Origin of the sequence: Enterococcus sp. 6D12_DIV0197, assembly GCF_002174385.1 — a bacterium.
GTDB classification, from domain to species: Bacteria; Bacillota; Bacilli; order Lactobacillales; family Enterococcaceae; genus Enterococcus_D; species Enterococcus_D casseliflavus.
The window spans coordinates 936,042-946,507 of sequence record NZ_NIBN01000001.1; the positions used below are offsets into that span (position 1 = coordinate 936,042).

General features: G+C 39.1%; 12 protein-coding genes. All 12 read left to right on the forward strand.

Features of this window, described 5'->3' with window-relative positions:
• Positions 1-2: 2 nt before the first annotated feature.
• Positions 3-917 carry a sugar phosphate isomerase/epimerase gene (locus A5867_RS04510; RefSeq protein WP_015509072.1) on the forward strand — a complete coding sequence of 305 codons (915 nt, stop codon included), beginning with the start codon at positions 3-5 and terminating at the stop codon, positions 915-917.
• Between the two features lie 16 nt (positions 918-933).
• A complete protein-coding gene (locus tag A5867_RS04515; protein WP_087626961.1) occupies positions 934-2,040 on the forward strand; it encodes a Gfo/Idh/MocA family oxidoreductase in 1,107 nt (368 codons plus the stop codon).
• Positions 2,041-2,055: 15 nt separating this feature from the next.
• Entirely contained in the window at positions 2,056-2,487 is a 432-nt protein-coding gene (locus A5867_RS04520) for a DUF6379 domain-containing protein (RefSeq protein WP_087626962.1), read from the forward strand.
• Positions 2,488-2,500: 13 nt separating this feature from the next.
• Entirely contained in the window at positions 2,501-3,481 is a 981-nt protein-coding gene (locus A5867_RS04525) for a TIM barrel protein (protein WP_015509075.1), read from the forward strand.
• Between the two features lie 79 nt (positions 3,482-3,560).
• A complete protein-coding gene (locus tag A5867_RS04530; RefSeq protein WP_087626963.1) occupies positions 3,561-4,202 on the forward strand; it encodes a histidine phosphatase family protein in 642 nt (213 codons plus the stop codon).
• A 24-nt stretch (positions 4,203-4,226) separates the two neighbouring features.
• Complete coding sequence (locus tag A5867_RS18145; protein WP_249270012.1) at positions 4,227-4,427, forward strand: hypothetical protein; 201 nt, start codon at positions 4,227-4,229, stop codon at positions 4,425-4,427.
• 6 nt (positions 4,428-4,433) lie between these two features.
• Complete coding sequence (locus A5867_RS04535) at positions 4,434-5,198, forward strand: ROK family glucokinase (protein ID WP_283160465.1); 765 nt, start codon at positions 4,434-4,436, stop codon at positions 5,196-5,198.
• Positions 5,199-5,204: 6 nt separating this feature from the next.
• Complete coding sequence (locus A5867_RS04540) at positions 5,205-5,681, forward strand: PTS glucose transporter subunit IIA (RefSeq protein ID WP_074934489.1); 477 nt, start codon at positions 5,205-5,207, stop codon at positions 5,679-5,681.
• Positions 5,682-5,707: 26 nt separating this feature from the next.
• Complete coding sequence (locus tag A5867_RS04545) at positions 5,708-7,108, forward strand: PTS transporter subunit EIIC (RefSeq protein ID WP_015509079.1); 1,401 nt, start codon at positions 5,708-5,710, stop codon at positions 7,106-7,108.
• 380 nt (positions 7,109-7,488) lie between these two features.
• Positions 7,489-8,280, forward strand: coding sequence for an ABC transporter ATP-binding protein (locus A5867_RS04550; RefSeq protein WP_087626964.1), 792 nt, complete (start codon positions 7,489-7,491; stop codon positions 8,278-8,280).
• A gap of 115 nt (positions 8,281-8,395) precedes the next feature.
• Positions 8,396-9,034, forward strand: a complete 639-nt coding sequence (locus A5867_RS04555) for an ABC-2 transporter permease (protein WP_087626965.1) — start codon at positions 8,396-8,398, stop codon at positions 9,032-9,034.
• Positions 9,035-9,332: 298 nt separating this feature from the next.
• Positions 9,333-10,466, forward strand: a 1,134-nt coding sequence (locus tag A5867_RS04560; protein ID WP_170927494.1) for a radical SAM protein, incomplete at its 3' end; no start/stop codon positions are given.

Below are 10,466 nucleotides of genomic sequence, written 5' to 3' on the forward strand. Positions count from 1 at the left end.
TCATGAAATTAGGTGTAGTAAGTGCCATTTTTGCCCAACAAACATTTGAGGAAATGATCGCTATTGTTGCAGAAAACGGCTTAGAGTGCGTGGAAGTTGCTTGTTGGCCGCAAGGAAAAGCAGAAAGACGCTATGCTGGCGTTTCTCATATTGACACGCAGCATTTGACTGCCGAAAAAGCGGCAGCACTCTTGGCGATCTGCCATGAAAAAGGTGTTGAGATCTCGGCATTAGCGTATTATCCCAATCCATTAGATGAGGATTTAGTGAAAAGAAAAACCATCATCGAACACTTATATACTGTTATCGATGCAGCCAGTTTACTGAATGTCAACCTAGTGACCACATTTATTGGTCGGATGCCAAGCAAATCGGTTGCAGAAAATCTAAAAGAAGTGGCAATCGTTTGGCCGCCGATCATCAAATATGCCGAGGAAAAAGGTGTACGGATCGCCATCGAAAATTGCCCGATGTATTTTACTGAGGATGAATGGCCAGGCGGACAAAACTTAATGACTACGCCGAACATTTGGCGGGAGGTTTTTGAACTATTGGATAGTGACTTTATTGGATTGAACTATGATCCTTCTCATTTTGTCTGGCAGCAAATCGATTACTTGAAGCCGCTGACAGAGTTTAAAGAGAAAATCTTTCATGTTCATTACAAAGACATCAAACTTTATCCAGACAAACTTGCTGAAGTAGGGGTCATGGCACCTCCGTTAACGTTCATGGCGCCTAAGTTACCTGGCTTAGGAGATGTTGATTGGGGAAAATACGTGTCTGCATTAACGGATATCGGTTATGACGGCTATACATGTATTGAGATCGAAGACAAAGCATTTGAAAAAAATGAAGAAGATGTAAAAAAATCTGTCACATTAAGTACCCACTATTTGCGGAATTATGTGATCTAAGAAGGAGTAGAAAAAAATGAAAAAATTAAAAATCGGTATTATCGGCTGTGGCGGTATCGCCAATCAAAAGCATTTTCCTGCACTAAGCCAGCAACAAGACAAAGCAGAACTAGTTGCTTTTTGTGACATTCAAGTGGAGCGGGCGAAAACCGCCTGTGAAAAATACGGCGTTGTCGGAGCAAATTACTATCAAGATTATCATGATCTACTAGCAGATCCTGCAATCGATATCGTTCATGTTTGTACACCAAACGTGAGTCATAGTCCAATTACAGTAGCTGCATTTGAAGCAGGCAAACATGTTTTATGTGAAAAACCAATGGCCCATAACACAGAAGCAGCTGAAAAAATGATGGCAGCTTGGAAGAAATCGGGGAAGAAATTTACCATCGGTTACCAAAATCGTTTTAGAGAAGAAGTCCGTTCGTTACACGAGAGCACAAGTAAAGGAGAGCTTGGAGAAATTTATTTTGCCAAAGCCCATGCTCTGCGCCGTAAAGCGGTTCCAACTTGGGGGGTCTTTCCTGATAAATCACAACAAGGTGGCGGACCATTGATCGATATCGGGACGCATGCATTGGACATCACTTTATGGATGATGGATAACTATGAACCAGTTTCCGTTAATGGCTCGGTCTTCCATAAGTTAGGTTCTTTACCGGGAGCAGACGCTGGCAATATGTTTGGGCCTTGGGACACGGAAAGTTTTGAAGTAGAAGATTCAGCATTCGGCTTTATCAAGATGAAAAATGGTGCCACGATCTTTTTAGAATCCTCTTGGGCGTTGAATATTTTAGAGTCGAAAGAAGCAGCGACCACTCTTTGTGGAACGAAAGCAGGTGCTCAGATCAACGCCGGTATGAGCTTCAAAACCAATGAGTTGATTTTCAATCAAGCCAAAAACGGCTTACTTACCGAAGAATCCCTCAGCGCTGCTGGAAACATTGCATATTTTGAAGGTGGCAGCAATGCGCCAGAAGTATTAGAGGTCAAGCAATGGCTTGATGCTGTGGGAGAAGACAAAGAACCTTTAGTGAAACCAGAACAAGCATTTGTGGTCACACAGATTTTAGATGCCATTTATCGATCAGCAGAAGAAGGAAAAGAAATTACCATCAACTAAAGGAGGAGAAGCGTCATGGCTTTTGCAATGAAAATGCGATTCGTTGATGTTATCACGGACGGATCATTAAAAAATAGGTATGCCAATGGAGAAAAAGTCGGCTATCAGTTTGACATAAGGCTAGGCTATTATCGCGGCCACTTCTTATCGACCATCGATCGTTTTGAGGTTACGGTCGATGACGAACCAATCTTGCCACAAGATTTGCGTTTTTGTATCAATGGGAAAGAGTTTGCTCCGACCGAATTAAAAGATTGTGTGACTGAATTCTGGCAGTTGACCTCGCCTGCACAGGTCAAAGTGATCAAGCAAGGCGGGTTACCAGCAGGGAAGCATACGATCAAAGTAGAGTTGATGCTGAGGGTTCCTTACATGCAGATCGGTCCTGGACATCAATTCATGCCCTTGGATAGCGGACAAGAAAAAACGATCGAGTTGATCGACTAAAAGGAGGCAAATCATGAGTAAAATCAAATTAGGGGCAACACTATTCACGTTTACGATGGAATATGCCAATGGCACGTATTCATTCGAAGAATGTGTAAAAAAAGCCGCCGAATGTGGCGCAGAAGGTTACGAAATCGTTGCAGCACAGATGATCCCCTCATACCCATACGTCAGCGATGCGTTTTTGGGATTAGTCAATGACTGCAAAGAAAAATATGGGATTGGTCCGATTTGCTATTCTGCCAGCAATGATTTGGGTATGCGCCATGATCGGAATTTAACGGAAGATGAACTATTAAAAGCTGCCATTACGGATATTCAAAGCGCTCATAAACTGGGCTGTAGGGTTCTGCGAGCACAATTTGTGATTCCACCATCAGTATTAGAAAAACTGGCACCTTATGCGGAGTTATACGATGTGAAAGTCGGCATTGAGATCCATAATCCTGAAACACCATCCACCCCTTATATTCAAGAAAACTTAGCCGTCGTTAAGAGAACCGGCTCTAAGCATATTGGCTTTATTCCCGATTTTGGTTGTTTCGCTACCAAACCAAACAAACCGCATTGGGATAAAGCCATCAAGGCTGGGGCTTCTGAAGAACACTTGCAGATCGCTGCTGAGATGCGCTATGCTGATGAGCCTTTAGAAAGCGTAATGACTAAAATGAAGGAACTACACGCCTCACCAGCGATTTTTCCAGCAGTTCAAGGAATGTATGGTTTCGTGCAATTTCGTAAAGAATGGGATAAAGAAGGGTTAAAAGCGATCATTCCTTATACCTTTGAATTTCATGCGAAGTATCATTGGATGTTTGAAAATAATAAGGAAGCCAGTATCCCTTATGAAGAAATCTTACCCGTCATTCAAGAATCTGATTTTGAAGGTTACATTATGTCAGAATTCGAAAATGAAGCGTATATCAGTGGGTATGATATGTTGAAGCGACATATCAAAATGGAAAAAGAGATTTTGGGAATGTCATCGTGTTAGCTATAATCAAATCGAACGCAAGGGGAATAATGATCCACTTATTTCCCTTCAGCGTGAAAGACTGAAAGCAGGATAAAAAATGAAGATGTATTTTGTACGTCATGGACAAACTTATTTAAATAAATACAAAAAAATGCAAGGGTGGTCAGACACGCCGTTAACACCAGAAGGAGAACAAAGTGCAAGTCGAACAGGTGAACGCTTGAAAGAAGTCCCTTTTCACAACGTTTATACTAGTGACTTAGGTCGTACCCTTCAGACGGCAAAGTTGATTTTAGCCCAAAATACAACGAGTACTTCGGTAAAGATCCAAGCAATAAAAGAGTTGAGAGAAACCTTCTTTGGTTCCTTTGAAGCGGTGTTGGGAGAAGAAGTTTATCCTAAAGTTGCTGAAAAACACGGAATTGAATTAAAAGAGGTCTTTGGCAAACTGTCTCTTGCCGAAATCGCCGATACGATGAAAGCCTTAGACCCTTACCATGATGCTGAATCTGCTGCTGAATTTAACGAGCGCTTAGAAAAAGCATTAGAAGAAATCTTGGCGAACAGTTGTGAGGGAATTGACCGTAATTGTTTAATCGTCACTCATGGGAATGTCATTCGCCATCTCGTGCGAAGCATTAGTCCCAAGACAAATGTTTTTCAAGAGATTGGTAATTCCAGTATTACGATCATTGAATACAAAGAAAATAAACTACGGCTGCAAACCTTTAATGAATGAAATCAAGAAGAAAAGGAAGAGAGCATGAAAGATTTGATTATTGGTATTGATTTAGGTGGAACAACGACTAAATCAGCCATTATAAAAACGAACGGCGAACTACTTCATCAGTGGACGATCGAAACGAACACGGAACAAAATGGGAAACAAATTATTCCAACGATCATCGCTTCGATCAAACAAACAATAGTGGAGCAGCAAATCGCGATGGCGCGCATTTTGTGAATCGGTATGGGCAGCCCAGGGGCTGTCGATCGGAGCAATGGTACGGTGTCAGGTGCATATAATTTACATTGGCATCATACCGAACCAATAAATGAGCAGTTTGCCCAAGCATTTGCTTGTCCGTTTTTCTTGGAAAATGATGCCAATGCAGCGGCACTAGGAGAAAAATGGAAAGGCTCTGGTGAAGATCAGGCAAATGTAGTGTTTCTTACATTAGGAACGGGTGTTGGTGGCGGAATGATCGTCAATCATGAATTAGTCGTCGGAAGGCACGGCTGTGCCGGCGAAATCGGGCATCTTCATGTGACGGATGATGAAGAGTTTCAATGTACTTGTGGCAACCAAGGTTGTCTTGAATCGATCGCAAGTGCAACAGGGTTAGTCCACCTGATGAAGAAATTAGCCGAGACATTCAAGGAAGAAAGTTCCTTAAAGGAGAAAGTCCGTAGTCATCAGCAAGTGAGTGTCAAAGAAATATTTGATGCGGCAAAGGAACAAGATGTATTCGCAGTCCATGTCGTGACTGAGTTTTCTTATTATATCGGTCTAGCCTGCGCACACATCACCAATACGCTGGACCCAGATAAAATCATTTTAGGTGGCGGGATCGCAGCTGCTGGGCAGGTATTGTTAGACCACGTGCGGCTTAGCTGTGAACGATTTGTTTTTCCAAAAGCAAGAAACAAAGAACGCCTTACTCTCGCAAATTTAGGAAACACCGCTGGGGTTTTGGGGACTGCGTATCTCGTACTTTCCAAACAGAAAGGATAAGCAATGATGTTCAATCTTTTTAAAAATGATAAAGGTGCACCATTTTACGCACCAAGTAATGGACGTTTGATCAATATTACCCAGATCAGTGATCCTGTGTTTTCTAGCAAAATGTTAGGCGATGGTTATGGTATTGAACCGTCTGATGGTGATATTTATGCTCCGATTTATGGAAAAGTCACTACTGTTTTTCCAACCAAACATGCGATTGGTTTGGTAACGAAAAGCGGAGATGAGGTTTTAGTCCATATTGGGATCGACACAGTAGAATTGGCAGGGAAACCTTTTCAAGTATTCGTACAAGTGGGCGACAAAGTTTCTCCGAAACATAAAATCGCCCATGTAGATCTAAATATGCTTGATAGGTTAGAAAAACCAAAGACGATCATCGTCGTCTACACAAATCGGCAGACCGAGGCCGTATTTGATGAAATTAAAGCAAAGGAAGTAGTTGTTGGTGAGGAAATCGGAAAAATAAACTAATTTTTGATAAAAGGGAGATACTCATAATGGATAAACGAGAAACAACAGAAAAAATTATTCAACTGGTTGGTTCGCAAGAAAATATCAATTCTGTTACCCATTGTTTTACAAGACTGCGCTTCAAGCTAAAAGATCGTTCCAAAGTGAATGATGAGAAGCTCAATGAGATTTCTGCTGTGATGGGGTTATATGACCGAGGTGGAGAGCTACAAGTCATTATGGGAAATAAGGTGACTGAATACTATAGTGAAGCTGAAAAACTTCTTGGTGCTAAAACACAAGGAGCCGTTGATGAAGTGTTAGATGAGGAGAATCCGCCTGAGAAAATGGGGATCATTGACACTATCTCGGACATTGCTTCTGCCATCTTCATTCCATTTATCGGCGTTCTTGGTGCCTGCGGAACCCTTCAGGGGATATTGGCATTATTGGTTTTCTTAAATGTCGTAGATACGACAAGCGGCACTTATTTAGTAATTGACGCGATGGGCAAAGGGATCTTTTTCTTTATGCCATTCTTCCTTGCTTATACAGCTGCAACCAAGTTTGGCGGCAAGCCCTTTATTTCAATGGCGATTGCAGCAGCACTTTTGTATCCCAATGTTTTGACAGCGGTTACAGAGGGGCTGGAGTTGACCTTTGCTCAATTGCCATTATTGATCCGTGATTATAGCAGCACCGTTTTTCCAATTATTGTGGCTGCTTGGTTTGCAGCCATCGTGGAAAAGCAACTGCGGAAAGTGATCCCAGACTTACTGAAAATGATTTTTGTACCAATGTTGACCTTAATCGTGGTTGTACCAATCACTTTCATGGTACTAGGCCCAGTTTTGACTTATGCAATGGATGGTGTGACAAACCTTATCAATTTCCTTTATGAGGTAAGTCCCATCTTGACGGGAACGTTAGTTGGAGGAACTTGGCAATTATTAGTATTTCTAGGCATCAGTAAAGCATTTATGCCAATTTTTGCTACCGAGTTTGCCACACTTGGGTTTAGTTACTTTGGCGCTGTCGTCTTCTTTGTAGCCGCAATGGGCCAAACGGGTGCAGTATTTGCAATTGCAGCAAAAACGAAAATCAAAAATATCAAGGCTGTGACATTAGGAGCTGGTGTATCAGGACTTTTCGGTATCACCGAGCCTGCCTTATTCGGTATCAACGTTCCTGCGAAAAGACCTTTTTTGATTGGCAGTATCAGTGCAGCAATAGGTGGCTTGATCACTTCACTATTTGGTGGGAAATTGTATAGTTTAGCAACCGGCGTACTGGGTGTCCCGTCGTTGATCAATCCAGAAACTGGATTAGATCAAGGGTTTTATGCCACCGTTATTGCTTCCGTGATCACCTTCATATTAGCCTTTGCCCTAACGTACCAATTTGGCTGGAGTGCCGCAAACGACGAGAAATACAAAACAAAATTATGAGTAAGAGAAGCTGTTTTCAGCTTCTTTTTTTTTTGACAAGATACATTACATAAAGTCTTTTATGACTTTAACATAGTCATTTATAACATTTATAAAGCATGAAATTATGAATTTGCTAAGATAAAGTAATTAAATTTTCAGGTCGTTAATGACACGAAAGATTGACTATTTTCTATTGAAAGAAAACTAGTGAGGTGATTTATATTGTGGGCCTTATTAACAGCTGGTGGTGCTCTTATTGGACTTGGAATAGCCTTTAAATTTAGTAAGGACAAAAAGCTCTACAGCATTCACTATTTTGTGATTTTTTTAGGATTATTTCTATTAATGGCAGGGCTAGGCAGGTGGATACGCTCATAAATTTTTAGGAGGAATGCACAATGACGTTTTTAGATATAAAGAATGCCATAAAGGAGTATGCTGGATTTACTTTGAAAATTGATGTCTTTCAGTTAAAGAAAGGCTCAGTAAAAGCATTAGTTGGTAAGAATGGAGCTGGGAAGACAACCCTCTTAAAAGCCATTTTGGATCAAATTAAATTAGATCAAGGGAGCATTCAAATTGGTGGCTCTTCAAATAATGCATCCTCTGTAAAAAATAATATAGGATTTTCCTTTGGTGATGTGCCACTTTTTAATCCAGATTTTCATGCTATAGAAATCGATAAAATTATGAAAAACATTTATCAAAAATGGGATAGTCAATTTTATTTTTCTTTACTAAATCAATTGGCTATTCCGACTAAAAAGACGTTCACTACGTTTTCAACTGGAATGAAAGTCAAACTCAATTTAGTCACTGCTCTGGCTCACAGACCAAATCTGTTGATTTTAGATGAGATCACTTCAAGTTTAGATCCTATTTCGAGAAAGGAAATCCTCTTTTTTTTGAAAACAATGAACGAATCTCATGGAACGACAATTCTATTTTCCACCCATATTATCGAAGATTTAAAAGACATAGCTGATTCTGTTTCGATAATTAGAGAGGGGGAGATTGTTTTAGACGAAACAATTCGTAACATGGAAACAAAATATCAAATTCAACACGAATTTAGTAATAAGGATCAAATTGTATTTGACAATGGCAGTGAGAAATCACTTTATATATCAGCTAATAAAAAAAATAGTAGTATCACAATTAGAGAAATCATCGAATATTGTTTAGAATAAGTCTTTTATAGAGAGGCAGGTAGGACAGATGCTGTCTCTTATACACATCTAGATGTGTGAGAAATCATCGAATATTGTTTAGAATAAGTCTTTTATAGAGAGGCAGGTAGGACAGATGAAAGGATTAATGGTAAAAGATTTTTTGCAGTTAAAGAAGGAATTTAATTTTTTCTATTTAATTCTAATGATTTTACCAACACTCAGCGGATTGGCTAATCCAACATTCTTTTTGCCGATTTTTTCAATATTAATGGGTTTATATTGGGGAACCTTTGTTTTAACGGGTTTGGGAAAAGATGAAAGTTGCAATTGGATAGTGACCACACTTTCATTTCCGTTAACCATCAAACAACTTGTACTTGCTAAATACCTATTTGCCCTTGCATTAAGTGTTTGTTCGATGTTGAGTGTTTTTGTAGTTGGTGTTGCAGCCTCATCCTTTATTCAATTTAATATTAAGTATATAAGTTTGTATGCTTTAATAGCAGGTATATTTTCAATTTGTTTCTGTTTATTAGTGATTCCTATTGCATATAGATTTGGCGCCAATAGTTGTCGTTACTTTGTCTTTGCATTTGCTGGGTTACCTGGTGTGGTAGCGATGATAGCCAATTATTTCGGAATTGATTACCTATCATATGCGACAAAGATAAATCTATCGAAATTTGAGTTTTGGTCATTGGTTATTTTGATAGCGAGCGTTATTATTTTTATTTCTATCTACTTATCTTTTAAGAGCTATAGAAAACCATGAAATGGTTTTTTATATAGATATAGGTTCAGGAAAGGAGGGAGTGCTATGGATACACCAACGATTCAACCAGCTTCGATAACTTGTTGGGGTTGCGCTGCTTGTATTGCGTGTGGATCATGTGTTGTTGCATTAATATCACTCGTATCAGCAGCAAGTACAGTATCAGGGTTAAATATTTAGCATGTCATAACATTGTAACAAGGCTTGTTGAACATTTTCTTGACCAGTCTTGTTACATTTTCATCAAAAAGAAATCAATTTAGTAGCTATAAATATTATAAATGAAGGTTGTGATAGAGTGGAATACGTATTTATTGAACCAGAAATTATTATTTATGAGTATGATAATGAATTAGAAAAAAATTACTTTTTGCAAACAACGGATGCTGACTGGCAGAAAAAAACCAACAAGGGCGCCTCATTCAAGATAAATGCTATTGCCGCTGAAATCTTATTGAAATTTAGCGGAGAAAATACTTATGAAGCTATAGTTAGCTATTTTTGTAATAAATATAATGAAAATCCAGCGAAGGTAAAGAGTAATATTCGTGCGTTAATGTTATCTTTAAAGACTTCTTATGGATTCGAAATGAAAACAAGTAACGAGCCATCTGATAATCATGTTAAGTTACTTGACTACAAAGGGATGTATCCTACTGTAGTTTCAATTGAGTTAACTTCAAATTGCAATATAAAATGCAAGCATTGTTATGGTTTTTTTGGAGAGTGTGCCAAGTCGGAGATTCCTTTGGATCAATTAGAACCATTGTTTAAGGGATTAGTAAAGGCTGGTGTTTTGACTGTTGAACTAACAGGCGGAGATCCGTCTACATATAGGTATATTTCAGAAGCAATTGAAATTGCCGTTTCTAGTGGGATTCATTCAATTATCCTGCTGACAAACGGAATTTCTTTATCAAAGAAACTAATAGCAGTATTAGAAAAACATAAAAAACAAGTTTTTGTGCAAATTGACCTACACAGTTTGGATGAAGCCTATTATGACTGGTTTACAGGTTCTAGGAATAAATTGAAGTTTGTCAAAAAAAATATTCAATTACTGGTGTCAATAGGAGTGGCGGTTAGGGTAGTTACAATTGTGACGCAAAAGAACATCGATGAATTAGAAGATATTGCAGATTGGTCCTATGAGCATGGAGCAACTGCATTTGCTGCTTCTACTGTTGTAAGCATGGGACGCGCCGGTAATAAGCAAATGGAAGAATCTTTGTTCTTCTCAACTGAAGAAAAATTCTTTGATTTTGTTGACATCTATCAGAAAATAAATAAGAAATACCCCGGTTTTATTAGAATTATTAGTGAGGATAGATACCAAGAAGAAGCTTGCGGAGCGCTTATTAACAGTGTGTCTATTAATTCCAAAGGAAAACTAAAGCTATGTACAATGGATACAGGAGAATATTTTGATTTC

Bases quoted from the DNA above. Each gene is read 5' to 3' on its own strand.
- A5867_RS04510 (WP_015509072.1), top strand. From the start codon at position 3: ATGAAATTAGGTGTAGTAAGTGCCATTTTTGCCCAACAAACATTTGAG.
- A5867_RS04515 (WP_087626961.1), top strand. From the start codon at position 934: ATGAAAAAATTAAAAATCGGTATTATCGGCTGTGGCGGTATCGCCAAT.
- A5867_RS04520 (WP_087626962.1), top strand. From the start codon at position 2,056: ATGGCTTTTGCAATGAAAATGCGATTCGTTGATGTTATCACGGACGGA.
- A5867_RS04525 (WP_015509075.1), top strand. From the start codon at position 2,501: ATGAGTAAAATCAAATTAGGGGCAACACTATTCACGTTTACGATGGAA.
- A5867_RS04530 (WP_087626963.1), top strand. From the start codon at position 3,561: ATGAAGATGTATTTTGTACGTCATGGACAAACTTATTTAAATAAATAC.
- A5867_RS18145 (WP_249270012.1), top strand. From the start codon at position 4,227: ATGAAAGATTTGATTATTGGTATTGATTTAGGTGGAACAACGACTAAA.
- A5867_RS04535 (WP_283160465.1), top strand. From the start codon at position 4,434: ATGGGCAGCCCAGGGGCTGTCGATCGGAGCAATGGTACGGTGTCAGGT.
- A5867_RS04540 (WP_074934489.1), top strand. From the start codon at position 5,205: ATGTTCAATCTTTTTAAAAATGATAAAGGTGCACCATTTTACGCACCA.
- A5867_RS04545 (WP_015509079.1), top strand. From the start codon at position 5,708: ATGGATAAACGAGAAACAACAGAAAAAATTATTCAACTGGTTGGTTCG.
- A5867_RS04550 (WP_087626964.1), top strand. From the start codon at position 7,489: ATGACGTTTTTAGATATAAAGAATGCCATAAAGGAGTATGCTGGATTT.
- A5867_RS04555 (WP_087626965.1), top strand. From the start codon at position 8,396: ATGAAAGGATTAATGGTAAAAGATTTTTTGCAGTTAAAGAAGGAATTT.